General features: G+C 65.7%; 23 protein-coding genes and 1 pseudogene. 15 read left to right on the forward strand and 9 right to left on the reverse strand.

The features are described 5' to 3' along the window. The first annotated feature begins 8 nt into the window (after positions 1-8). Positions 9-1,622, forward strand: coding sequence for a DUF2235 domain-containing protein (locus tag AB4Y42_RS26980; protein ID WP_368687207.1), 1,614 nt, complete (start codon positions 9-11; stop codon positions 1,620-1,622). A gap of 132 nt (positions 1,623-1,754) precedes the next feature. Here the strand turns inward: AB4Y42_RS26980 and fusA are convergent, their stop codons facing one another. The 3 genes from fusA to AB4Y42_RS26995 form a co-directional block, all read right to left on the reverse strand. Beyond that, positions 1,755-3,809, reverse strand: coding sequence for an elongation factor G (fusA, locus tag AB4Y42_RS26985; protein WP_368695866.1), 2,055 nt, complete (start codon positions 3,807-3,809; stop codon positions 1,755-1,757). 182 nt (positions 3,810-3,991) lie between these two features. Beyond that, positions 3,992-4,753, reverse strand: a complete 762-nt coding sequence (locus tag AB4Y42_RS26990; RefSeq protein WP_069262378.1) for a slipin family protein — start codon at positions 4,751-4,753, stop codon at positions 3,992-3,994. Beyond that, positions 4,750-6,288: a nodulation protein NfeD gene (locus AB4Y42_RS26995; RefSeq protein WP_368695867.1), complete on the reverse strand. Its 1,539-nt coding sequence runs from the start codon at positions 6,286-6,288 to the stop codon at positions 4,750-4,752. The genes AB4Y42_RS26990 and AB4Y42_RS26995 overlap by 4 nt, the downstream gene beginning before the upstream one ends. A 248-nt stretch (positions 6,289-6,536) precedes the next feature. Here AB4Y42_RS26995 and AB4Y42_RS27000 point away from each other — a divergent pair, with 248 nt between their 5' ends. Both AB4Y42_RS27000 and AB4Y42_RS27005 read left to right on the forward strand, forming a co-directional pair. Continuing rightward, positions 6,537-6,680 carry a hypothetical protein gene (locus tag AB4Y42_RS27000; RefSeq protein WP_368687204.1) on the forward strand — a complete coding sequence of 48 codons (144 nt, stop codon included), beginning with the start codon at positions 6,537-6,539 and terminating at the stop codon, positions 6,678-6,680. A gap of 18 nt (positions 6,681-6,698) precedes the next feature. Beyond that, positions 6,699-6,854 (forward strand): annotated as a pseudogene (locus tag AB4Y42_RS27005) (flagellin N-methylase); the annotation flags it as partial. Positions 6,855-6,937: 83 nt separating this feature from the next. Here AB4Y42_RS27005 and AB4Y42_RS27010 read toward each other — a convergent pair. Further along, complete coding sequence (locus tag AB4Y42_RS27010; protein WP_256094506.1) at positions 6,938-7,063, reverse strand: hypothetical protein; 126 nt, start codon at positions 7,061-7,063, stop codon at positions 6,938-6,940. A gap of 320 nt (positions 7,064-7,383) precedes the next feature. Between AB4Y42_RS27010 and AB4Y42_RS27015 the strand changes: the two genes are divergently transcribed. Both AB4Y42_RS27015 and AB4Y42_RS27020 read left to right on the forward strand, forming a co-directional pair. Then, positions 7,384-7,746, forward strand: a complete 363-nt coding sequence (locus AB4Y42_RS27015; protein WP_368687203.1) for a DUF4148 domain-containing protein — start codon at positions 7,384-7,386, stop codon at positions 7,744-7,746. Between the two features lie 226 nt (positions 7,747-7,972). Further along, positions 7,973-9,007, forward strand: coding sequence for a 2-hydroxyacid dehydrogenase (locus tag AB4Y42_RS27020; RefSeq protein ID WP_368695868.1), 1,035 nt, complete (start codon positions 7,973-7,975; stop codon positions 9,005-9,007). Positions 9,008-9,090: 83 nt separating this feature from the next. Here the strand turns inward: AB4Y42_RS27020 and AB4Y42_RS27025 are convergent, their stop codons facing one another. Both AB4Y42_RS27025 and AB4Y42_RS27030 read right to left on the reverse strand, forming a co-directional pair. Further along, complete coding sequence (locus tag AB4Y42_RS27025) at positions 9,091-9,513, reverse strand: organic hydroperoxide resistance protein (RefSeq protein ID WP_368687201.1); 423 nt, start codon at positions 9,511-9,513, stop codon at positions 9,091-9,093. Between the two features lie 40 nt (positions 9,514-9,553). Beyond that, positions 9,554-9,802, reverse strand: a complete 249-nt coding sequence (locus tag AB4Y42_RS27030; RefSeq protein ID WP_368604723.1) for a DUF4148 domain-containing protein — start codon at positions 9,800-9,802, stop codon at positions 9,554-9,556. A 410-nt stretch (positions 9,803-10,212) separates the two neighbouring features. Here AB4Y42_RS27030 and AB4Y42_RS27035 point away from each other — a divergent pair, with 410 nt between their 5' ends. The 3 genes from AB4Y42_RS27035 (at position 10,213) to AB4Y42_RS27045 (ending at position 12,278) form a co-directional block, all read left to right on the forward strand. Further along, positions 10,213-11,256, forward strand: coding sequence for an alpha/beta fold hydrolase (locus AB4Y42_RS27035; protein ID WP_368687199.1), 1,044 nt, complete (start codon positions 10,213-10,215; stop codon positions 11,254-11,256). Between the two features lie 11 nt (positions 11,257-11,267). Further along, positions 11,268-11,795 carry a cytochrome P460 family protein gene (locus AB4Y42_RS27040; RefSeq protein WP_368695869.1) on the forward strand — a complete coding sequence of 176 codons (528 nt, stop codon included), beginning with the start codon at positions 11,268-11,270 and terminating at the stop codon, positions 11,793-11,795. Positions 11,796-11,870: 75 nt separating this feature from the next. Continuing rightward, on the forward strand, positions 11,871-12,278 hold the full coding sequence (locus tag AB4Y42_RS27045) for a GFA family protein (RefSeq protein ID WP_368687197.1): 408 nt from the start codon (positions 11,871-11,873) through the stop codon (positions 12,276-12,278). Between the two features lie 5 nt (positions 12,279-12,283). Here AB4Y42_RS27045 and AB4Y42_RS27050 read toward each other — a convergent pair whose 3' ends face one another. Further along, positions 12,284-12,727, reverse strand: coding sequence for a GFA family protein (locus AB4Y42_RS27050; protein WP_368695870.1), 444 nt, complete (start codon positions 12,725-12,727; stop codon positions 12,284-12,286). Positions 12,728-12,774: 47 nt separating this feature from the next. On the opposite strand from AB4Y42_RS27050, the gene AB4Y42_RS27055 reads away from it, so the two are divergent. Beyond that, positions 12,775-13,515, forward strand: a complete 741-nt coding sequence (locus tag AB4Y42_RS27055) for a class I SAM-dependent methyltransferase (protein WP_368695871.1) — start codon at positions 12,775-12,777, stop codon at positions 13,513-13,515. 55 nt (positions 13,516-13,570) lie between these two features. Here AB4Y42_RS27055 and AB4Y42_RS27060 read toward each other — a convergent pair whose 3' ends face one another. Continuing rightward, positions 13,571-14,134 (reverse strand): thioredoxin family protein, encoded by a 564-nt coding sequence (locus AB4Y42_RS27060; RefSeq protein WP_368687194.1) that lies wholly within the window; start codon positions 14,132-14,134, stop codon positions 13,571-13,573. 318 nt (positions 14,135-14,452) lie between these two features. On the opposite strand from AB4Y42_RS27060, the gene AB4Y42_RS27065 reads away from it, so the two are divergent. From AB4Y42_RS27065 to AB4Y42_RS27085, 5 genes are all read left to right on the forward strand, one after another. Beyond that, positions 14,453-16,285 carry a cytochrome c biogenesis protein DipZ gene (locus AB4Y42_RS27065; RefSeq protein ID WP_368695872.1) on the forward strand — a complete coding sequence of 611 codons (1,833 nt, stop codon included), beginning with the start codon at positions 14,453-14,455 and terminating at the stop codon, positions 16,283-16,285. Positions 16,286-16,563: 278 nt separating this feature from the next. Continuing rightward, positions 16,564-16,929: a DUF4148 domain-containing protein gene (locus tag AB4Y42_RS27070; RefSeq protein WP_368687192.1), complete on the forward strand. Its 366-nt coding sequence runs from the start codon at positions 16,564-16,566 to the stop codon at positions 16,927-16,929. A gap of 51 nt (positions 16,930-16,980) precedes the next feature. Beyond that, on the forward strand, positions 16,981-17,769 hold the full coding sequence (locus AB4Y42_RS27075) for an alpha/beta fold hydrolase (protein WP_368695873.1): 789 nt from the start codon (positions 16,981-16,983) through the stop codon (positions 17,767-17,769). A gap of 149 nt (positions 17,770-17,918) precedes the next feature. Beyond that, positions 17,919-19,115 carry an MFS transporter gene (locus AB4Y42_RS27080; protein WP_368695874.1) on the forward strand — a complete coding sequence of 399 codons (1,197 nt, stop codon included), beginning with the start codon at positions 17,919-17,921 and terminating at the stop codon, positions 19,113-19,115. Positions 19,116-19,158: 43 nt separating this feature from the next. After that, entirely contained in the window at positions 19,159-20,559 is a 1,401-nt protein-coding gene (locus tag AB4Y42_RS27085; RefSeq protein WP_368695875.1) for an amidase family protein, read from the forward strand. Positions 20,560-20,571: 12 nt separating this feature from the next. Here AB4Y42_RS27085 and AB4Y42_RS27090 read toward each other — a convergent pair whose 3' ends face one another. After that, positions 20,572-21,018 (reverse strand): winged helix-turn-helix transcriptional regulator, encoded by a 447-nt coding sequence (locus AB4Y42_RS27090; RefSeq protein ID WP_368695876.1) that lies wholly within the window; start codon positions 21,016-21,018, stop codon positions 20,572-20,574. A gap of 118 nt (positions 21,019-21,136) precedes the next feature. Between AB4Y42_RS27090 and AB4Y42_RS27095 the strand changes: the two genes are divergently transcribed. Further along, positions 21,137-22,396: an MFS transporter gene (locus AB4Y42_RS27095; RefSeq protein WP_368695877.1), complete on the forward strand. Its 1,260-nt coding sequence runs from the start codon at positions 21,137-21,139 to the stop codon at positions 22,394-22,396. Positions 22,397-22,404: the final 8 nt, after the last annotated feature.

Here is a 22,404-nt window from a genome sequence, read left to right on the forward strand (position 1 = left end):
GGATAGTCATGCTTGACGATACCCAAGTTCCGCACATCGCAGGTCTGCGCTCCCTGACTTTGCCTGAGCGAGAGGCGCGCGCTGCTGCGATGGCCTGTATGGACCCCGCAAAGAAACCAGGAATGGCAGATTGTTCGCAGTCGATTTGGATTTCTATCTTTTTCGACGGTACTGGAAATAATCGGTTCGTAGACACCTCCAAGTCGAAGCATAGTAACGTTGCACGTCTTTTTTTCGCGCACGAAGCAGATACGGGGGCTAGCGGTCGATATCCGATTTATATCAACGGCCTTGGTACACCATTTCCAGAGATCGGCGAGCATGCGTACAGCCCCATCGGTTCGGCATTCGGAGTGGGTGGCGAAAAGCGCTTGCAATGGGCACGTAAGCAGTTTGACGATCGCATTCAAAAGGCGAAGGCTCGGGCAAGGAATCCAAGGCAGCCAATTCGAATAATCAATGTCGCCCTGTTTGGTTTTTCCAGAGGCTCGGCGCTCGCGCGTGCCTTCGCTGTGAGGCTTGCCAAGGAGTGTCGGAAAGTGGGAGACGACTGGCAATATCAAGGGTACCCAATTCGCCTGTATTTCATGGGCATGTTCGACACAGTCGCGTCGGCCGGACTACCGGCGAGCTTCCAGCTTCTGGATCGCAGTCCGATGATCCAGATTGCGACTACTACGGTTTCCGCAGTCCTGAGTTCCGCTCTGGTGTATGTCCCAAAGGATGGGCACTACACCTGGGCGAAGGACCTGAAGATTCCACCGATGGTTGAGCAATGCGTCCACTACATTGCGGCACATGAGGTTCGGGATTCATTCCCACTCGATTCGGTGCGTGACGGCAAGAGTTATCCACCCAACTGTGTCGAAATCGTCTATCCCGGTGTGCACTCCGATGTTGGTGGCGGATACGCGCCGGGTGAGCAAACCCGTACCCTGAAAGACGACGAAAAACTGAGCCAGGTTCCGCTGCTGCACATGTATCGAGCCGCAATCGCCGCTGGTGTACCGCTTCAGGCATTGAACACCATGGCTGGAAAGGTTCAGGAGACATTCAATCTTTCCCCGAAAACCGCGTCGCTTTTCGACGCTTATCAAAAGCTTGCCCACGCATCCGGCCCGGTTGAAAATGCTGTCGCGGGCCACCTCTATCCGCTGTATCTAGCGCGTAGCTACCTGTCCAAACAGAAGGCCGATGAGGATGCGCGCGCTCGCGTGCCCGCAGCAAAGCGGGTTCTTATGCAAACGGGAAACCAGAAACTCGCAGATGCCCTGGAAATGGAACTGGCCAGAATCACCGCCGGGGGGAATGCCGTGAACGTGGCGGCCGCAGACGCGGAAACGCGCAAAATCGATGGCAAGTCGCTCAGCTTGCGAGAGGCGATGCTGGCGCGCGCGTACGAGGACATGACCTTGATCACCGGCTCCGGTGAGACGCACCAGGCGTTGCTAGATTTCTTCGACTACCTTGTACATGACTCCGTGGCTGGCTTCGGCATGGACGCCTCGAAGTTACAAAACTGGAGAATGATTTACTTCGGGAATCAGGGTTATCAACCTGCGAATGACTGGAGCGTAGCGGATGCGACCGAGCCAGACGAAAACGCGGATGCCATTGCATGACTGGCGACAGCATGTGTCGTTCGCCAGCTTTGGGGGGGCGAGTGATGTAACTTATACGCCGAACGTGGTTCCAGCGGGGCAGTTCTGTTGCGGCAAATCGGTGCGGTGTCAGGCAGTGGCCAGCCAACCCCCTCACTCCACACTTTCCCCCCGCCCCTTATGCTGCGCCGCCAGCCTTTCCTGATGCGTCGGCGGCACGGGATCGTAGTGGCTCAGCTGAATGCTGTAATTCCCATTGCCGCCCGCGAGCGAATTCAGCCGCGACTGATAATCGTTGAGCTCGGCAAGCGGCACCTTCCCCGCAATGACCATGGCCTGCCCGCCCACCGTGCGCGTGCCATGCACCTGCCCACGCCGCGCGGAAAGATCGCCGATGATGTCGCCCATCGCGGCCTCGGGCGTCATCACCTCGATATCGACAATCGGTTCGAGCACGATGGGCTGCGCTTTGAGCACCGCATCGATAAACGCCTTGCGCCCCGCGGTAACGAACGCCACTTCCTTCGAATCCACCGGATGGTGCTTGCCGTCGTACACGATCACGCGCACGTCCTGCATGGGAAAGCCTGCGAGCGGTCCGCTGTCGATCACCTGCAAGATGCCTTTCTCCACCGCAGGCATGAACTGCGAAGGAATCGCGCCGCCTTTCACGGCATCCACGAACTCGAAGCCCGCGCCGCGAGGCAGGGGCTCCACGCGCAGCATGACTTCGCCGAACTGGCCCGCGCCGCCCGTCTGCTTCTTGTGGCGGCAATGGCCCTCGGCTTTGCCGCCAATCGTCTCGCGCCACGCAATCGTCGGCGGACGCGTCACGACTTCGAGTTTGTACTGATCGGTGAGCCGCTCCAGCATGTAGCGCAAGTGCAGTTCGCCCAGCCCGCGCACCACGGTTTCATTGGTCCCTTCGGGGTGATCGATCTGCAGGCAGGGATCTTCCGCCGCGAGCTTTTGCAGCACTTCCCACACGCGCTGCTCATTGCCGGGCCGCGCCGGCTCGATAGCGAGACCGTAAATCGGATTGGGAAACGCAGGCGGCGTGAGGTGGATGTTGCCGTCCTCGGGCGCGTCGTGCAGCACGGCGTCGAAGCCGATGTCGTCGGCCTTCGCCACCGCGCAGATATTGCCGGGGCCCGCGCGCTGCACCTCGGTATGCTCCTTGCCCTGCAGCATCAGCAGATGCGCCACCTTGAACGGCTGTCGCGCGTTGCCGATATAGAGCTGGCTGTCACGCGTCACCGTGCCCTGATGAATGCGAAACACGGCCACCTTGCCGATATACGGGTCCATCACGATCTTGAACACATGCGCGAGCACGTGCTTGTCGGCATCCGGCTCCGCGCGCACGGGCTCCTTGCCTTCCTTGCCCTCCACTTCGCGGTAGAACAGCGGCGGATTGCCTTCGGTGACATTGGGCAAGAGCCGCACGAACACGTCGAGCAGTTGCGCGATGCCCGCACCGGTCGCCGTGGAGGTGAAGCAGACCGGCACGAGATGGCCTTCGCGCAGCGCGCGTTCGAACGGCTCGTGCAGTTGCTCGGGGCTGATGGCTTCGCCTTGTTCGAGGTACAACTCCATCAACTCGGGATCGAGTTCGATCACCTGGTCGACGAGCGCATTGTGCGCTGCTTCCACCGAATGGAAATCGGCCTCGCCGGCCGGATTGAAAAAGCAGTCCACCACTTCGCTGCCGCCCTGCGCAGGCAGATTGATCGGCAGGCAGGTCTTGCCGAAGGTCTCCTGGATCTGCTCGAGCAGCCCCGGCAAATCGACCTTTTCGGCGTCGATGCCGTTCACGATGATCATCCGGCACAGCTTGCGCTGCTGCGCGTACGCCATCATGCGGGTCGTCGTCATTTCGATGCCGGTGCGTGCATTGATGACGATGGCCGCCGTTTCCACCGCGGGCAGCGCGCTCATCGACATGCCGGCGAAGTCCGGGTAGCCGGGCGTGTCGAGCAGGTAGATGCGCGTGTCCTGGTGGTCGAAGTGGGCGATGGCGGAGTTGAGGGAGTGGTGGTACTTGCGTTCGAGGGGATCGAAATCGCAGAGGGCGGTGCCGCGGTTCACGCTGCCTGGCGCGTGCAGCGCGCCGCCCTGGTGCAGGAGCGCTTCGGCAAGCGAGGTCTTGCCGCAGCCGGCATGGCCGACCAGAGCGATCGTGCGGATGGCTTCGGGACTGTAATCCATGGCCGCCGTCGTCCGTTAGTGGATGTTCGGCAATTATTGGCGATATTTCCGCGCTCTGCCAATCCCAAGCTCAAAAGAAGCGTGCACGAGCGCGCGCAGTGCAGTGGCCTGCTATTTTCGCTGCGCTGCAATATTCAGGTGAACTGCCGAAGGCGCAAGCGGGTCGAAACCGAGGGGCCGGATCACTTGCCCAAGCGCTCGATCAGCGCGTTGAGCAGTTCGATCGGCAGCGGGAAGACGATGGTGGAGTTCTTGTCGGCGGCGATGGTGGTGAGCGTCTGCAGATAGCGCAGTTGCATCGCCTGCGGCTGCTTCGCGAGGCATTGCGCGGCTTGCAGCAATTTTTCGGACGCCTGCAGTTCGCCTTCCGCGTGAATCACCTTTGCGCGGCGCTCGCGTTCGGCTTCGGCCTGGCGGGCAATTGCGCGGATCATCGTTTCGTTGAGGTCCACGTGCTTGATCTCGACGTTCGACACCTTGATGCCCCACGCGTCTGTTTGCGCATCGAGCACTTTCTGGATGTCGGCGTTCAGTTGCTCGCGCTCGGCGAGCAGGGCGTCGAGTTCGTGTTTGCCGAGCACGGCGCGCAGCGTGGTTTGCGCGAGCTGGCTCGTCGCGTCGATGTAGCGCGCCACCTGAATCACGGCCTTTTCCGGGTCCACCACGCGAAAATAGACCACGGCGTTGACCTTCACCGAAACGTTGTCGCGCGTGATGACGTCCTGCGAAGGCACGTCGAACACCACGGTGCGCAGGTCGATGCGCACGGCCACCTGCACCACGGGAATGATGAGCACGAGGCCCGGCCCCTTGACCTTCCAGAAGCGCCCGAGCATGAACACGACGCCGCGTTCGTACTCCTTGAAGATGCGGATGGACGATAACGCGATCAGCACCAGCAGCGCGATCAGAAGACCTGTGAAGCCGAACGTGAAGCCGATCATGAATGTTCTCCCTTGTCGGTTGCCTTCTCGTGTACCGCGCCGTGCAGCGGGGTGACGGTGAGCGTGAGACCGCTGCGCGAGCTCACGCGCACGCGGCTGCCGGCGGCGAGCGGCGTGGCGCACGCCACGCGCCAGCGCTCGCCGTGCACGCGCGCCCAGCCCGTGGCTAAGGCTGCGTGGCCTGGCCGCGGGTCGGGGTGCAGGCCCTCGTCGATCACTTCGCCCGTGGCGCCTACCATCGCCTCCGCGCCGGTCACCACGGGCCGGCGTCGCGCGCGCAGCGCCACGCTGGAGACGGCGGCGACGAACGCCGCGCCGCCGAGCGCGAGGCCCGCGATGAGCGGAATGGGGATGCCGTAGCCAGGCGCGCTGGTGTCCATCAGCATGAGCGCGCCAATGGCGAACGCCACAATGCCGCCGAAGCCCAGCACGCCAAAGGTCGGCAGAAATGCCTCCGCGATGAGGCATGCGAGCCCGAGCAGCACGAGCCCGAGGCCCGCGTAGTTCACGGGCAGCAGCTGCATGGCGAAAAGGCCCACCAGCAGGCAGGTCGCGCCCGCCACGCCGGGCAGCACGAAGCCCGGGTTGGCGAACTCGAAGAAGAGCCCGTAAATGCCGATGGTCAGCAGAATCAGCGCGACGTTCGGGTCGGCGACGATCGAGAGGAAGCGGTTGCGCCAGTCGGGCGCGACGACTTCGAGCGGTGCGTGCGCGCTGGCGACGCGCAGCGTGCCCGCCGTGGTCGTGACGGTGCGGCCGTCGAGCTGGCGCGCGAGATCGGCGGGGTCCTGCGCGATCAGATCGATCACGTGCTGGTCGCGCGCTTCTTCGTCCGAGAGGCTCACGGCCTCGCGCACCGCACGCTCGCCCCACGCCGCGTTGCGCCCGCGCAGCTGCGCGAGGCCGCGGATGTAGGCGGCGGAGTCGTGCATGACCTTGCGGGCTTCCGTCGATTCGTTGTCGTCGGCGTGCGGGGCCGAGGCGCCGGAAGCTGTCTCGGGGGCGCCTGGCGGGCCACCTGGCAGGCCACCGCCACCGCCGCCGCCCACGCCGAGCTGCACCGGCGATGCCGCGCCGAGGTTCGTCCCCGGCGCCATGGCCGCGAAGTGGCTGGCGTAGACGATATAGGTGCCCGCGCTCGCGGCGCGCGCGCCGCCGGGCGCGACGAACGTCGCAACCGGCACCGGCGAGGCGAGAATCGCCTTGATGATCTGGCGCATCGACGTGTCGAGCCCGCCGGGCGTATCCAGTTCGAGGATCGCAAGCGGCGCGCGCTCGCGCGCGGCGCGCTCCAGCGAGCGGACGATGAAATCGGCGCTGGCGGGCCCGATCGCACCGTTCACCGTCATGACGACGACGGGCGGGCTCGGTGCCGCGAACGCAGCCGGCACGGCCAGCGCGGCCGCCAGGGCGGCCCACGCGACCAGCAAGGCGACGAACACAACGGCGCGAGCGAGCCGCGCCGTGAGCGGGTGGTGCGGGTGAGCGTGCGGCGCGTCGTGCACCGCGGCATGCGAGGGGCGATGATCGCGCATCGGAAGTCCGGAAGGTGGCGCACGTTCCGGCTCACAGATGGGGCAAGAGCCGATACCTCAAGATTAGGCGCTTTCCGCCCAAAGCGCGAACCGGCCCGAATGGCGCGAAAACGCGCCGAACGTTGCGCCGCACACTTAATCCGCGGCGCCGAAGGCAATGGAGGAATCGGGATTTGGCGCGCAGGGCGCTGTGGCTAACATCCGGTGGCCGGGGAGGTCGTTGCTATTGCAACTAAATGGCAAGAGGGATGTGGAAGCACGCACGGACCGAGCTTTGCTGCATCGACGCAGCGAACTCCGAAGACGAACAGGGCGTAGCCGCGTACCGCTCGAACGCGGTCGCGCATTTGATGCTCACGCGCTACCAGGATTCGGTGCGGTGGCCATGGTGAAAGCCACGCGCTCACCCCCGGCGGGGTCTGGACGACCGGCCGGTCACGCGGGAACTGCGTGGCTTTGCGCAAGCCTATGACCGCGCACGCGAACTTCTGGCTGCGCCGGGATCACGGCCCGATGCGGCGCGCACGGATGCCTCCCGAATCGAGGCACGGCTGGGCGCCGCATGAAACCCGACCGCTCGATGCGGCCGCGTATTACTTTTCGTCCCTCGTTTGTACGGGCAGGGACGCTTGCTGCAGTCAGGCGCGGTTTAGTACCAGCGGCGCTGAGCTTCTGCGAGCAGTTCGCAGTATTCGAGGTGACGGTTCAGCGCTTCGGCGCCAAGACGACGCAGTGCAGCCAGAACTTGAGTCAGTTTTTCGACGATTGCACCCATGGTTTCCTCTTTGCTAGGGTTAGTGCCTAAGGGATAACCCTTATTATAGGGTTTTCAGGGCGGAATGCAAGGCGCGGGGGGCTAAGTGTGCAGTGCAGCAACACTTTCGATTCGCCCCTTTTTGGTGTACTAGCGGGCCCCGCCCACCCGGCCGGGCGCCTTCTTGTATCGCACTGTGTCTGGCCGTCCGCCTGACAAGCGCGCTTGCAAAAACGGGCTCGCGCGCAAACAAGCCAGATACATCGCGGCGTTCAAATGTCTCCTACGCAAGGTTGATACACAACAGTGCGCAACCACTCACCAACGTCAGGAGAAACACCATGAAGCTCGCACACTCGCTCGCCGCCGCCGCTCTTGCTGCCCTCGTTGCCGTTCCCGCGCTCTCGTTCGCACAGTCGAGCCAACCGGTGACCCGCGCCGAAGTGAAGGCCGAACTCGTGCAACTCCAGAAGGCAGGCTACAACCCCGCGAGCGACAACACGCAATACCCCGCGAACCTGCAAGCCGCGCTCTCGCGCGTGAGCGCCGAAAGCGGTGCAGCGGCGTCGTCATTCGGTGGCGTAGCCGATGGCGCATCCGCAGCAGGCAGCCGCACGCACGCCCGCGCCGCATCGAACGCGGCCGGTGCCGATGAGGCCGGTCAGGACGTCGTCGGCCTCGGCCCGATCTACGCGCACTCGTAATGCGCGCGGCACCACGCCGCGAAGTTTGCCGCGCACCGGCAGGCTTCGCGGCGTTGCCGCGTCCAGCCCCAGCCCACTCGTTCCCGATCCCCCGCCGACCTGCTGTTACCATGTGCTTGCGTGGCTACGCGGCACACGCGAACGCTTTCACGTTCGAGTTCAAGGCGCATCCATGCGCATCACGGCGCCCTTCGCGCCCACACCCCGAAGCTCGCACGAGGTCAACATGCCGGGAACCCAGATCCCCCCTTCCGCTCGGCCGCGCATGATCCTGTTCAGCGCGCGCCAGTACGACGTCGATACGTTCACCGAGGCGAACACCGCTTTCCAGTACGAACTGCACTACCAGGAATCGCATCTCGATGCCGATACCGCCGTGATCGCCGATGGCTACGACGTGGTGTGCCCGTTCGTCAACGATACGGTCGACGCCGCTACGCTCGAGCGCCTCCAGAAGGGCGGCACGCGACTCGTGGCGCTGCGTTCGGCGGGCTTCAATCACGTCGATCTCGGGGCGGCGCAGCGTCGTGGCATCACCGTCGCGAGAGTGCCCGCTTATTCGCCGCATGCGGTGGCCGAGCATGCCGTCGGGCTGATCCTCGCGCTCAACCGCAAGCTGCCGCGCGCCGTGTCGCGCACGCGCGAAGGCGACTTCTCGCTCGCCGGGCTGCTCGGTTTCGACCTTCATGGGAAGACGGCCGGCGTGATCGGCACGGGCATCATCGGCCGGTGTTTTGCGCGCATCATGGCGGGCTTCGGCATGCAGGTGCTCGCCCATGATCCGGGCCCGCCGGCCGCCGACTTGCTGGTGCTCGGCGCGCGCTACGTGCCGCTCGATACGCTGCTTGCGCAGTCCGACGTGGTGAGCCTGCATTGCCCGCTCGTGCCCGCAACCCGTCATCTGATCGACCGTCACGCGCTCGCGAAGATGAAGCGCGGCGCCATGCTTATCAATACCGGCCGCGGCGGGCTCGCGGAAAGCACCGCACTCGTCGATGCGCTCAAGAGCGGCCAGCTGGGACATCTCGGACTCGACGTGTACGAGGAAGAAGGCGGCCTGTTCTTCGAGGACCACTCGGATGCGCCACTGCAGGACGACGTGCTCGCGCGTCTCCTGATGTTTCCGAACGTGATCGTCACATCGCACCAGGCGTTCTTCACGCGCGAGGCGATGAGCGAGATCGCGCAAACGACGCTGCGTAACGTGGAGGCCTGGCGCAACGGCTCGCCCAGCAATCTCGTGGAAGCGCCGCACGGCTGAAGCGCCACGTGCGCGGCGACACGCCAAAGCAAAGCGGGGCGCGCACAAGCCGCCCCGCTTTTTTGCTTCCTGCTGCTACGCGATTACGCCTCGACCACGCTCAGCGTGACGTCGATGTTGCCGCGCGTCGCCTTCGAGTACGGGCAGATCTGGTGTGCCGTTTCGACGATGCGCTGCGCCGTCTCGCGATCGACGCCCGGCAGGGTGACGTTCAGGCGGCCGCGCAGCTTGAAGGCGTCGTCGGCGTTGATGAGGTCGATCTCGGCGTCGACTGCCACGTCGCGCGGCAGCGTCGTGCCGAGCTTCGTGGCGGCGCGGCCCATCGCGCCGATGAAGCACGCCGACCAGCCCGCCGCGAACATCTGCTCCGGGTTCGTGCCCGGCGCGCTCGATCCGGGCGGCGAGAGCTTCACGTCCAGACGCCCGTCGTCGCTGCGTGCCGCGCCATCGCGGCCGCCGGTGGTGTGGGTCTTGCCGGTGTACAGCACTTTTTCTGCCTGACTCATGGTATTTATCTCCTAGGGTTAGCGTCGTTGGGACAATGAATTAGCTGCCGCGGTACAGTTGCTGGATCGCGGCGAGCTGGCCGTCGTGCTGCGCCTGAACCAGTTCCTGGCGAACCTGTGCACGCGTGATCTTTGCGTTGGCCGCATTGCTGGCGGGCATCCATGCCTGGCTTTGCTGAACTGAGGGTTGCGCGGCGACCGACTGAGCGGGCATGGCGGCGAAGGCCGGAGCGGCGGTGAGGACCGCGGCGCTGGCGGCGAAGGCGAGGGCGAGCTTCGAGACGTTCATGACTTTCTCCTGGGAAGGGTTCGGAAATCCGTCCGGTCAACAGCAAGTTCCGGCGTTGATGCATTACAACCACCGGACGTATCTGCCGTGTTTCATGAACGCCGCGTTTTGCAAGGGTATGTGTCTGTCGTCGGCGCTTATACATTGCGATACAAACTCGCCGCTCTTTCAATCCCGCTCGCGCCGCAGCGATCCTGGCACGCCGACGCTTTTTTGATTCGTTTTGTGTACGCGCTCGCAACAGACACATTGGGATACATGGCGCTTTTCCTGCCCGGTTATAAATTCACCGGGGCATTTGCCTGCCGCCGCGAGCGCGATCGACCGGTTGAACGATCTGCTGCCGCCGGCTCATCAACGAGGCCAAGCCGTTCGGGCGCGGCCTGCATGCACAACAAGGAGAAATGGTCATGTCAGATCCCGTCAACGTCCGGCGCCGTCGCCTTCTCGGCACGTCGCTTGCCGGCCTCACGCTCGCGGACTTCGCATTCGGCGGTCTCGCGCACGCACAGTCGGCTGGCGGCACGGAAGGCAACTCGCGCACGGGCAACGGCGTCTCGTTCGGCCCGATCAAGCAGGTCAACGCTGGCTTGCTCAATGTAGGCTACGCCGAAGCGGGTCCGAAGAACGGTCCGGTTGTGATCTTGCTCCACGGCTGGCCGTACGACATCTATAGCTATGTCGAGGTCGCACCGATGCTGGCCGCGTCGGGCTATCGCGTGCTCGTGCCGTATCTGCGCGGCTACGGCAGCACGCGCATTGTCTCGGACGACACGCCGCGCAACGGCCAGCAGGCCGTCACCGCTGTCGATCTGATCGCCTTCATGGACGCCCTGAAGATCGATCAGGCCGTTCTGGGCGGCTACGACTGGGGCGCGCGCACGGCGAACATCGTCGCGGCGCTGTGGCCCGAGCGCGTGAAGGGAATGGTCTCCGTGAGCGGCTATCTGATCGGCAGCCAGGAGGCGAACCGCAAGCCGCTGCCGCCGCAAGCCGAACTGCAGTGGTGGTACCAGTTCTACTTCTCGACCGAGCGCGGCGCGCAGGGCTATGCCGCGAATCGCGACGCGTTCAACAAGCTGATCTGGCAACTCGCCTCGCCGAAGTGGAACTTCGACGACGCGACCTACGAGCGCAGCGCAGCGTCCTTCCAGAATCCGGACCACGTGGCCATCGTGATCTCGAACTACCGCTGGCGCCTCGGGCTCGTGCAGGGCGAGGCGAAGTACGACAGCCTCGAGCAGCGTCTCGCCGCCGCGCCGGCCATCACCGTGCCGACCATCACGCTCGAAGGCGACGCCAACGGCGCGCCGCATCCCGCGCCGGCCGCTTACGCGAAGAAGTTCACGGGCAAGTATCTGCACCGCAATCTCGACGGCGGCATTGGCCACAATCTCCCGCAGGAAGCGCCCAAGGAGTTCGCGCAGGCCATCCTGCAAGTCACGCATCTGTGACGGGGGCCGCGATGCAAGCACGTTTTCTCAGGCATCGCGCGCCCATCGCGCTCGCCCTGCTCGCGGGTCTCGCGCAGGGGCCTGCCGCATGGGCCCAGCAAGGTACGCAAGCGCCGGGCCACGCCGCCTCGCCGATCTACGGCGTGACGATTCCGCCAGGCTACCGCAAGTGGGAAATGATCGCGCCGGCCGAGGAGGCCGCGCCGCTCGACGAACTGCGCGTGGTGCTCGGCAATCCGGTTGCGATCAAGGCCATCGAGAATGCGACGCTGCCGTATCCCGACGGCACGATCCTCGTGAAGCTGGCGTACAAGCGTAAGCAGTCCGACGATTTCGGGCCGGCCACGGTGCCGGGCCAGCCCACGACCGTGCAGGTCATGGTGAAGGACTCGCGCCGCTATGCGTCGACGGGCGGCTGGGGGTACGGGCGCTTCATCAACGGCGTGCCGGCCAACGAGGCGCAGCATCAAACCTGTTTTGCGTGCCACGCTTCGAAGGTGAAGGATCGCGACTACGTATTTACGCGTTTCGCGCCTTGACAGGGTGCAGGGGCTCCTGATTCAGGATCGGTGACATAATCCGGCAGTCGTCTTCACACTGATCGGGAGAGCCCCATGCAGCGGACGTACCGTGGAAGTTGCCATTGCCAGTCGGTGAAGTTCGAAGCCCTGATCGATTTCAGCAAGGGCACGGGAAAATGCAACTGCAGCTTCTGCGGAAAATTGCGCCTCTGGCTCGTCCAGGTTCGCCCGGAAGCTTTCGTTCTGCTCTCGGGCGAAAGCGAACTCACGCATTACGAAGGGAGCAACCCGGTGGCGCATCATCCGTTCTGCAAACACTGCGGCGTGCATGTATTCGATCGCGTCGATATGCCGAATGGAACGGGCTACCCCTATATCAACGTGAATATCATGTGCATCGACGACTTCGACCTGAACGAAGCCCTCGACGCACCAATGTACTATGCCAACGGTCTCGCGAATGACTGGGGCAATCCGCCTCGGGAAACGCGGCATCTCTGAGTGTTTCAGGGCGCTCGTCCCGTATGTTGGGCAACGCTGGGCCCGCGGGCGTCCAGTTGATGCCGTTCACACGTGAACTGTGCGAATTCGGCGTGGAATCGTGAGGGTTCATCGAGCGTGCCGGCGTAGATCGTCACGATATCCGGCGCATGCTGCGGTGTGCCAAAGAGCAGGCTGCCGCAATGTGCACAAAAAATTCGCGTAGTCGGCATGCCGCTGCCGCCGGTCATCGTGTAAGACCGGATTTCGCCTTCGAACGAGAATTCATCCGCGCTCACGACGACCACCGGCAACCCGGCCGATCCTGAAGCGCGCTGACAATCACGGCAGTGACAAACGAGCTGCGCGAGCGCTCCGCCGCGCGCGTTGTATTGCACCGCGCCGCACAGGCAGCGGCCTTTCCAGTCCGTCGACATCGGTCTTCTCCCTTTATGCGGGTACGTGCGCATGTTACGCGTATAGTCGGTTGCTTCGCTCGCGATCTCGAAGGGAAAACATGGCGCAGAATATTTACGATGATCCGGATTTCCTCGCAGGCTACAGCCAGCTCCCGCGCCAGCTGCTGGGGCTCGAAGGCGCGCCCGAATGGCCGGCAGTTCGCGCGCTGCTGCCGGATTTGCGCGGCAAACGCGTTGCCGACCTGGGATGCGGTTTCGGCTGGGCATCACGCTGGATGCGCGAGCAGGGCGCGGCCTCGGTGCTCGGCATCGACATTTCGCAGCGCATGATTGCGCGCGCGAGGGCAGATACGGCGGACCCCGCCATCGAGTACCGGATCGGCGATCTCGACACGCTGAGCCTGCCCGGCGAGGCGTTCGACCTCGTGTACAGCGCGCTGGCCTTTCATTACGTCGCCAATTTCGGCCGCCTCGTGCGCACCCTTCGCGGCGCGCTCGCAAGTGCCGGCCAACTGGTCTTCACGATCGAGCATCCGGTGTACACGGCGGCGGCGAACCCGCACTGGATCAGTGGCGAGGCGGGCGACCAGCGGGGCCGCAAGACCTGGCCTGTCAACGGCTACGCCATGGAGGGCGAGCGCCGCACCGACTGGTTCGTCAAGGGCGTGCTGAAATACCATCGCACGCTGGGCACCACGCTGAACACGCTGATCGACGCGGGGTTCCATATTCAGCGCGTGAATGAATTCGCGCCGACGCCCGGGCAGATTCAGCAAACGCCCGCATTGGCGGAGGAACTCGAACGTCCGATGCTGCTGCTGGTTTCGGCGAATACGTAGCGTAGCGCCTTGAGAGCGCCGCCGCCCCGCAAGCCGGAGCGGCGGCGCCAGCCGATCATCCCTGCTTGCCCTGAATGCCCAGCAGATCGCGGACTTTCTGCTCGGTCTGCGCGTAGTCGCCCTCGCCGAAGTGGGTATAAACGAGCTTGCCGTTCTGGTCGATGAGGTAGACCGCCGGCCAGTACTGGTTGCCGTAGGCATTCCACGTCGCGTAACCGTTGTCCTGCGCGACCGGATACGTAATGCCGTATTGCTTGATGGCCTTCTGCAGGTTGCCGGTGTCGCGCTCGAACGAATACTCGGGCGTATGCACGCCGACCACCACGAGACCCTTGTCGCGATAGCGCGCGTCCAGCTCCTTGATGTGCGGGATAGTGTGCGCGCAGTTGATGCAGTCGAAGGTCCAGAAGTCGACGAGCACGACCTTGCCTTGCAGCTGTTTCAGGTCGAGCGGCGGGCTGTTGAGCCAGTTGTTGATGCCGGTGAAGTTGGGCGCCTGCGCGCCAGTCTGCAGCGCGGCCGAGCCGCCCGACGGCGCTTCGCCCGAAGCGTACGCGGCGAGCCCGGCGGTGGCGGCGAGGCCGATGGCGACAGCGGCAATCTTGAGACGAGAGATCATGAGGGTTCTCCTTGTGTGGACGACGAGCGTATTGGAACGCTCCCGCGTATCTGGCTCGTGTCCCGCTGGCGGCACTGTTGAAACGTAGTGTGTCGCCGCCGGGGCGCGATACGTAGCGATACAAATCGTCCACTGCGCGTGCCCAGCCTCGCGCGCGCCGCGGCACGCCGCGCGCGTGTTTGTATCGCTTTGTATCCAGCCGCTTTCGCGATACATGACGATGCACGACGCCCGCGTTCCAGACATTCCCCGGATACATGCCCGCGCTGAAATACGCCACATGGCAAGTCCGCCGACATTCGTCTGGAGACCGAACTCATGTTACTCATCGTCATCGCATTCGTGGGCGGTGCGTTCACCGTCCTGAGCCCCTGCATTCTGCCGGTCGTGCCGTTCGTGTTCGCACGTTCCGAAGAACCTTTTCTGACTGGCCGGCTGCCCATGCTGCTCGGCCTTGCGCTCACCTTCGCGCTGCTCACGGGGCTCGGCGCCGCCGGCCTGAACGGCGCGGCGCAGCTGAGCGAGTACGGCCGCTGGGTCGCGCTCGGGCTCTTCGCGCTGTTCGGCGCGGCGCTGCTCTTTCCCGCGCTCGCCACGCGCCTTTCCGGCCCGCTCACGGCGCTCGCCGACCGCTTCATGGCGCGCTCGCAGGACGACGGGGCGTCGCGCCGCATCGGCTCCGCCGTGCTGCTCGGCGCCGCCACGGGGCTGCTGTGGGCGCCGTGCGCCGGGCCGATCCTCGGTCTCATCATCACCGGCGCGGCCCGCCACGGCGTGACCTGGCTGACCTGGGCCGCGCTCGCGGCCTACGCGGTGGGCGCCGCCAGTTCGCTCGCGGTGGTGGCGGGCCTCGGCCATCGCGCCATGGCCGCGCTCAAGCGCTCGCTCGGCGTGGGCGAGCATGTGCGGCGTGCGATGGGTGCGCTCGTGCTGCTCACGGTCGGCGCGATCGCACTGGGTGTGGATACGCGCCTGCTGGCGCTGGTGCCGGGCGCGCCGACCAATGGCGTGGAAGCGCGCCTCGTCGATCTGCTTGCGAGCCCCGCTACGGCACGGCAAGCGCCGCGCGCGGAGCCGACGCGTCAGGAGGAGCGGCAAGCCCAGGCGCGTCCAGCGGTGCAGGACGAATCAGCGGCTCACATCGTGCGCGTGTCGATGCCGGCCCCGGCGCCCGCCGTCGATCTTCCGGTGGAAGGCCGTCTGCCCGCGCTCGATGGCGCGAACGCGTGGCTCAATTCCGCGCCCCTCACGCCCGAAGCGCTGCGCGGCAAGGTCGTGCTGGTCAACTTCTGGACCTATTCGTGCATCAACTGCCTGCGAACCCTGCCGTATCTGAAGACGTGGGCCGACCGCTACCGTAACGACGGCCTCGTCGTAATCGGCGTGCACACGCCGGAGTTCGGCTTCGAGCATGACACGGGCAACGTCAAGCGCGCGCTGACCAATCTGGACATCCGCTATCCCGTTGCCGTGGACAGCGACTACCGCATCTGGAACGCCTTCGGCAACCAGTACTGGCCGGCGTTCTATCTCGTCGATGCCCAGGGCCGCGTGCGCTATCACCACTTCGGCGAAGGCGATTACGCGCAGGCCGAGCAGGCGATCCAGCAACTGCTGGCCGATAACGGCCGCGCCACGGCTGCGGCCACGCCGAAAGCACCGCAGGCGAGCGGCGCGCTGGCGCCCGCGGATCCGCGCGACATCGGCTCCGGCGAAACGTACGTGGGGTATCGCGAGGCGCAGGGCAATGCGAACCCGGAGCGCGTGCAGGCCGATACTGCTGCCGCGTACACGTTGCCGGGGCAGCTCGACTTGAACCAGTGGGCGTTCGGCGGGCAGTGGAACGTGGGCGCCGAGTCCGCCGTGGCGAGTGCGCCGCAGGCGAGCATTGCCTATCGCTTCCATGCGCGCGACCTGCATCTGGTGCTCGCGCCCACTGCCTACGGCAAGCCCGTGCGCTTTCGCATCAGCATCGACGGCGCGCCGCCGGGCGCCGCGCATGGCGCCGACGTCGCAGCGGACGGCAGCGGCGTCGCCACTAGCGCGCGCCTGTATCAGCTCGTGCGGCAGTCCGGCCGCATTGGAGATCACACCTTCGAGATCCGCTTTCTCGACCCGGGCGCGCAAGTCTACAGCTTCACGTTCGGCTGATACGCGACGCGCTATGCCATGCCGCGCCGCCGTGCCCTCGCGGGCCGGCGGCGTTTTGCGTTACGGCCCGCGCCGCGCATCGCGGCGGGCTTTTTGTAGCGCAATGTATCTGCGCGCAATTCGGACACGTTGATATGCAAACCGCGCCCCAAATGGAAACACTGCAGATACATCCGGACGTTCAAATACACCTACGCCAGCTCGATACACCCCTCGCGCTGAACCGAACCCGGTTTGAACCCGATCGCTGTCTACCTCATTGATCTTTGGAGAACGTCATGAAAGCCCTCAAGCTCCTCGCCCTTGCAGCTCTTGCCGCCGCCCCGGTTCTCTCGTTCGCCCAGTCGAACGAGCCCGTCACCCGTGCGCAGGTGCGCGCCGAACTCGTGCAGCTGCAGAAAGCCGGCTACAACCCGGCCGCCGACGAAACCCAATACCCGCGCAACATCCAGGCAGCGCTGGCGCGCGTGGAAGCCACCCAGGTCGCGCAACAAGCCGCTTCGTCGTCGTATGGCGGTGTGGCGGACGGGGCGTCCGATGCGTCCGCTCCGCGCAAGCCGCATCACGCCATGAACGGCACGAAGGCCGCGCGCGCCGCCCAGGACGATATCCCCGGCCTCGGCCCGATCTACGCGCATTCGTAATCCGCCTTTCCCGACCCACCGAACGACCCGATAAGAGAAGAGAGAAAAACGATGCCTTCGATCAAGCAGATTTTCACGTCCGTGGCGCTCCTCGGCGGCCTGTTCGCGCTGCAGGCGGCGCATGCCGCGCCGCCGCAGGACCTGAAAGGCACCAACGTCGTGCTGGTGCACGGCGCGTTCGCCGACGGCTCCAGCTGGAACCGCGTGATTCCGCTCCTCGAAGCGCGCGGCCTGCACGTCGTGGCCGTGCAGAACCCGCTCAGCTCGCTCGCCGACGACGCGGCCGCAACGAAGCGCGTGATCGAGCAGCAGAAGGGCCCGGTCGTGCTGGTCGGCCACTCGTGGGCGGGTGTCGTGATCAGCGAAGCGGGCAACGACGAGAAGGTGAAGTCGCTCGTGTACGTGGCGGCCTTCGCGCCCGACAACGGCCAGTCGATCGCCGATATCACCCAGGGCCAGCCGGACGCGCCCTGGGCGAGCGAACTGCGCAAGGACTCGGCGGGCTACCTGACGCTCTCCGACAAGGCGATCCGCGAGGATTTCGCGCCCGACCTGCCGCCCGTGCAGCAACGCATCGTGGCGGCCACCCAGGGCCCGTGGTTCAGCGGCGCGCTCTCGCAGAAGGTCACGCAGGCCGCGTGGCACGACAAGCCTTCGTATTTCGTCGTGACGGCGCGCGACCGCATGATCGACCCCGCGCTGCAGGAATCGATGGCGAAGCATATCGGCGCAAAGGTGACGCGCGTGAACGGCAGCCACGTCTCGATGCTGAGCCAGCCGAAAGCCGTGGCCGACGCGATCATCGACGCGGCGGAGCACGCGCAGCAGGACGCAAAGTAACCAGCCCGCGCCAGCCGTGTGGTGGAGGCACTTCCACCCGCGCGGCCGCTAGCCTGCCACCGACATCGCACCCGAGGAGCACCTGAATGCAGCGCTGGGTACAGGGACTGATAATCTGCACACTTCCGTCATCGTCCGGAATTTCCGCCGTGCGCCCATTCAGTGCCCTCATCATGCTCGTCGGCGTCCTGCTCGCATCGGCAGGCTATGGCGCGACGTTCCTGTTTTCCATGCACGTGCGCGCCATCGGCGGGAACGACATCAACACCGGCGTGGCGCTCGCGGGCGCCGCGCTCGGCACCTTCGTGGGCGTCTCGCTCACGGGCTGGGTTGCCCAGCATGTGGGCGCGGCGCGCATGGCCGCGCTCGCGGCGCTCTGCGTGGGTGCGGGCGTGGTGAGCTTCGCGCTCGTCGAGCACCTGAGCAGCTTCGACGTCGTGCCCGGCTTCCTCGTGGGCTTCGGCTGGGGCGCGTTCTGCCTCGCCGCGCCCATGGCGCTCGCCGAGCGCACCAACGACGCCGAGCGCGGCCTCTGGTTCCTGCGCTTCGCCACCATGCAGATGACGGGCATCGGCGCCAGTCCGGCGCTCGCGGGCTTTGCGATCCGCTTCTGGCGCATGCCGCTTGGCGGCGTGCTCTACACGATCGGCGGCCTGTGCGTGCTGGCGGCCGTCCTGCTCGAACTGTTCGGCCGGCTCGCGCCGCACGTGCGCGCCGCTTCCGCTGCCACGACGCAGGAGCCGGCCTCGCCGGACCCGTGGCTCCTGAAGATGGGCGTGATCGCCCGAACGCGCGCGGTGTATCCCATCGTCATCATCGCGCTGGGCGGCTGCGTGTTCTCGGGCCTCATGACGTTCCAGATGTCGCTCGTGCAAGGCACCGAGGCGAAGGCGACGACCTTCTTCAGCGTCTACACGGTGACGGTCATCGCCACGCGCTGGCTGCTCTCGCGCGTGGTCATCAAGATGCGCTCCGAAACCGCGACGAAAGTGCTGCTCATCATGATGGTGATGGGCAGCGCGGCGATGTTCGTCGTGCCGTTTCACGTGCTGTTCCAATCGGCGGCCGCGGTGCTGCTGGGCACCGGGTACGGGCTCGCTTACCCGATCGTCCAGCTCCAGGCCGTCAACGACTCCGTTGCCGCGCACCGCCGCGCCGCGCTCACGTGGTTCGTCGCGGCGTACTTCGTCGGCGCGTTCGGGTTTCCAACCGTCGGCGGCTGGGTGCTGGTGCACGGCGGCCGCGCGGCGCTGCTCGCGCTCATTGCGGCGTGCGGACTCGCGGCGCTCGCGCTGGCGGTTCTGCGCGACCGGCGGCGTGTCGAGACCTTATCGGCCAGCGCCTGAAAAGGCCTGTCCATTCCCAATTTGCCAACGAACCGGAGGGATCGTGACTGAACTATGGCGTTTAACTGCAACTGAACTCGCCAGGCGGGTTCGCGCGCGCGAGGTGTCGGCACGCGAGGCCGCTAAGGCCGCGCTCGAGCGGCTCGAAGCCGTCAATCCGCTCATCAACGCGGTGATCGACCACCGGCCCGAATGGGTCTTCGACCAGGCCGACAGGATCGACGCGGCGATTGCGCGCGGCGAAGACCCGGGGCCGCTCGCGGGCGTGCCCGTGACCACGAAGATCAACATCGACCAGGCGGGCTTCGCGACGACCAACGGCACGCGGCTGCAAAAGGATCTGATCGCGCAGGTGAACAGCCCCGCCATCGAGAACCTCGTGCGCGCGGGCGCGGTGCTGCTCGGCCGCACCAATTCGCCGACCTTCGCGCTGCGCTGGTTCACGAGCAACCAGGTCCACGGGCATACGAAGAACCCGCGCAACGCGTCGCTCACGCCGGGCGGTTCGAGCGGCGGCGCGGCGGCGGCGGTCACGGCCGGCATCGGGCATATCGCGCTCGGCACCGACATTGGCGGCTCGGTGCGCTACCCGGCCTATGCGTGCGGCGTGCACGGTTTGCGGCCCAGCATCGGGCGGGTGCCGGCGTTCAACGCGTCGTCGCCCGAGCGGCCGATCGGCGCGCAGATGATGTCGGGCGCGGGCCCGATGGCGCGTACGGTCGAGGACCTGCGCCTGGCGCTCGCGGCGCTTGCCGCGCCCGACCTGCGCGACCCCTGGTGGGCACCGGCGCCGCTCATCGGGCCCGATGTGCCGCGGCGCGCGGCGCTCTGCCTGCGCCCGGGCGGCATGAGCATCACGAAGGAGGTGGAGGACGCCTTGCTCGACGCCGGCCGCCGGCTCGCCGAGGCGGGCTGGACGGTCGAGCAGATCGACGACGTGCCGCTCCTGCGTGACGCCGGCGAAGTGCAGGAACGCCTGTGGCTCGGCGACGGCTTCCCGGCCCTCGCCGACGCCGTGGCCCGCGACGGCGACCCGGGCGCGCAGGCGGTGGTGGACGGCGTGCGCGCCAAGGTCGCGGCGATGCCCGAGAACGTGGTGGTCCCGTCGCTGGTGCGCCGCACGACGCTCACGCGCGCATGGCGCTTGTTCCTTGCGGACTATCCCGTGCTGCTGCTGCCGGTTTCGGGCGAACTGCCGTTCCCCGACAACCTCGACATGCAGGGCGCGGCGGGATTCCAGCGCGTGTGGGACGCCCAGCTGACCATGCGCGCATTGCCCGCGATGGGCTTGCCGGGACTCGTCGTCTCGACGGGCATGGTGAAGGACGTGCCGGTTGGCGTGCAGATCGTCGCCGGGCACTTCCGCGAAGACCTGTGTCTGCTGGCGGGCCAGGCCATCGAGGAACGCGGCGCGCCGCCTTCGCCGATCGACCCGGCGATGTAAGCCGGGCGGGCGTCATGCGGGCTTCTTGACCACGGTGTCGTGAGGGGTGAGCGCCTGCCCCTCACGGGTCTGCGGAAACATCGAAAGCAACGGCTTGCCCGTTGCCTTGTCGATCAACCACGAATGCCGTTCGCCGCGCTCGAACAAATGGCGCTCGCCCCACTGCTGAAGCGCCACGATGATGGGGAAGAGGCTTTCCCCTTTCTTCGTTAGCACGTACTCCTGATAGGTCGTGCCGTCGGAGGCAGGGCGGGTTTCGAGAATGCCGGCCTCGACGAGATGGCTCAAGCGGCCGGACAGGATATTGCGCGCCACGCCCAGATTGCGCTGAATATCACCGAAGCGGTAGATGCCGTCGAAGACGTCGCGCAGGATCATCAGCGACCACCGGTCGCCGATCACGTCGACCGAGCGCGCGACGGGGCAGGTCTCCGTCTGCATGGATTTGCGGCTTGCCATGACGACTCCTTCTTATGCCAGTCCAGATTGACGCAATGCGTTCGCCTCACGTAGTTGCATTTTAAAACCAGTCGACATACCATTCAATCAGTTTTGTTTTGAAACTGGATTGAAGATCATGGAAGCGGATCCCGTTGCGCTTGCACCGCCGGCCCGCGGCGCTCCCGTGCGGCCGCACGCGCCGTTGCCGCGTGGCATCGTACTGCTGTTCGCCGTGGCCAGCGGTTTGAGCGTCGCCAATGTCTACTATGCGCAGCCCTTGCTGGACGCCTTGGCGCGCGATTTCGGCATTACCCGCGCCGCGGTTGGCGGCGTGGTCACGGCGACACAGACCGGTTGCGCGCTGGCGTTGCTGCTGCTCGTGCCGTTGGGCGACAGGGTGGAGCGCCGCCGCCTGATGATCGCGCAACTGCTGGCGCTGGTGGCCGCGCTGGGCGTGGTCGGTCTCGCGCGATCAGTCGCGGTGCTGCTGGCTGGCATGCTGGGTGTAGGCATGCTGGGCACGGCCATGACGCAGGGTTTGATCGCCTATGCGGCCGCCGCCGCCGCGCCCGACGAGCGCGGGCGCGTGGTGGGCGCAGCGGGCAGTGGCGTGTTCATCGGCCTGCTGCTGGCTCGCGTGTTCTCCGGCGGCGTGAGCGATCTCGCCGGTTGGCGCGGCGTGTATGGCTGTTCCGCCGCCGTCATGCTCGCGCTTGCCGTGCCGCTGTGGCGCCGGCTGCCGAAACTGGCGCGCGGCGCGCCAGATACGATGAGCTATGTCCAGCTGATCATCTCGATGTTTGCGTTGCTGCGCTCGGATCGCGTGCTGCAGACGCGCGGCGCGCTCGCGCTGCTGATGTTCGCGACCCTCAATATCTTCTGGAGCGCATTGGTGCTGCCGTTGAGTGCGCCGCCCTACAATTTCTCTCATACGGCGATCGGGGCCTTCGGCATCGCCGGGGCGACGGGCGCACTGGCCGCCGCGCGCGCGGGCCACTGGGCCGACCGGGGTTGGGGCCAGCGCACCAGCGCTGCCGCGCTGGCGCTCCTGTTGCTGGCGTGGTGGCCGCTCTCGATGCTGGGACACTCGCTATGGATGCTGCTGGTCGGCATCGTGCTGCTCGATCTCGGCGGCCAGGCGCTGCACGTGACCAATCAAAGCCTGATTTTTCGCAGCGATGCGCAACTGCATAGCCGTCTCGTGAGTCTTTACATGCTGTTCTACGCGGTTGGCAGCGGGCTTGGCGCGATCGGCACGACGGCGACGTATGCCGTGGCGGGCTGGCATGGCGTGTGTATGCTGGGCGCGGCCACGAGTTTGCTGGCGCTCGTGTTCTGGACACTCACAGTGCGCAGCATGCCGCGCGCGGCCTCGTGCGCCTGCACATCGAATTGAAGCTTGAA

The organism is Paraburkholderia sp. EG286B, from assembly GCF_040965655.1.
In the GTDB taxonomy this organism is placed as follows: domain Bacteria; phylum Pseudomonadota; class Gammaproteobacteria; order Burkholderiales; family Burkholderiaceae; genus Paraburkholderia.

Excerpts from the sequence above, each read along its gene's own strand:
- AB4Y42_RS26980 (WP_368687207.1), top strand. The coding sequence starts at position 9 with ATGCTTGACGATACCCAAGTTCCGCACATCGCAGGTCTGCGCTCCCTG.
- fusA (WP_368695866.1), bottom strand. The coding sequence starts at position 3,809 with ATGGATTACAGTCCCGAAGCCATCCGCACGATCGCTCTGGTCGGCCAT.
- AB4Y42_RS26990 (WP_069262378.1), bottom strand. The coding sequence starts at position 4,753 with ATGATCGGCTTCACGTTCGGCTTCACAGGTCTTCTGATCGCGCTGCTG.
- AB4Y42_RS26995 (WP_368695867.1), bottom strand. The coding sequence starts at position 6,288 with ATGCGCGATCATCGCCCCTCGCATGCCGCGGTGCACGACGCGCCGCAC.
- AB4Y42_RS27000 (WP_368687204.1), top strand. The coding sequence starts at position 6,537 with ATGTGGAAGCACGCACGGACCGAGCTTTGCTGCATCGACGCAGCGAAC.
- AB4Y42_RS27010 (WP_256094506.1), bottom strand. The coding sequence starts at position 7,063 with ATGGGTGCAATCGTCGAAAAACTGACTCAAGTTCTGGCTGCACTGCGT.
- AB4Y42_RS27015 (WP_368687203.1), top strand. The coding sequence starts at position 7,384 with ATGAAGCTCGCACACTCGCTCGCCGCCGCCGCTCTTGCTGCCCTCGTT.
- AB4Y42_RS27020 (WP_368695868.1), top strand. The coding sequence starts at position 7,973 with ATGCCGGGAACCCAGATCCCCCCTTCCGCTCGGCCGCGCATGATCCTG.
- AB4Y42_RS27025 (WP_368687201.1), bottom strand. The coding sequence starts at position 9,513 with ATGAGTCAGGCAGAAAAAGTGCTGTACACCGGCAAGACCCACACCACC.
- AB4Y42_RS27030 (WP_368604723.1), bottom strand. The coding sequence starts at position 9,802 with ATGAACGTCTCGAAGCTCGCCCTCGCCTTCGCCGCCAGCGCCGCGGTC.
- AB4Y42_RS27035 (WP_368687199.1), top strand. The coding sequence starts at position 10,213 with ATGTCAGATCCCGTCAACGTCCGGCGCCGTCGCCTTCTCGGCACGTCG.
- AB4Y42_RS27040 (WP_368695869.1), top strand. The coding sequence starts at position 11,268 with ATGCAAGCACGTTTTCTCAGGCATCGCGCGCCCATCGCGCTCGCCCTG.
- AB4Y42_RS27045 (WP_368687197.1), top strand. The coding sequence starts at position 11,871 with ATGCAGCGGACGTACCGTGGAAGTTGCCATTGCCAGTCGGTGAAGTTC.
- AB4Y42_RS27050 (WP_368695870.1), bottom strand. The coding sequence starts at position 12,727 with ATGCGCACGTACCCGCATAAAGGGAGAAGACCGATGTCGACGGACTGG.
- AB4Y42_RS27055 (WP_368695871.1), top strand. The coding sequence starts at position 12,775 with ATGGCGCAGAATATTTACGATGATCCGGATTTCCTCGCAGGCTACAGC.
- AB4Y42_RS27060 (WP_368687194.1), bottom strand. The coding sequence starts at position 14,134 with ATGATCTCTCGTCTCAAGATTGCCGCTGTCGCCATCGGCCTCGCCGCC.
- AB4Y42_RS27065 (WP_368695872.1), top strand. The coding sequence starts at position 14,453 with ATGTTACTCATCGTCATCGCATTCGTGGGCGGTGCGTTCACCGTCCTG.
- AB4Y42_RS27070 (WP_368687192.1), top strand. The coding sequence starts at position 16,564 with ATGAAAGCCCTCAAGCTCCTCGCCCTTGCAGCTCTTGCCGCCGCCCCG.
- AB4Y42_RS27075 (WP_368695873.1), top strand. The coding sequence starts at position 16,981 with ATGCCTTCGATCAAGCAGATTTTCACGTCCGTGGCGCTCCTCGGCGGC.
- AB4Y42_RS27090 (WP_368695876.1), bottom strand. The coding sequence starts at position 21,018 with ATGGCAAGCCGCAAATCCATGCAGACGGAGACCTGCCCCGTCGCGCGC.
- AB4Y42_RS27095 (WP_368695877.1), top strand. The coding sequence starts at position 21,137 with ATGGAAGCGGATCCCGTTGCGCTTGCACCGCCGGCCCGCGGCGCTCCC.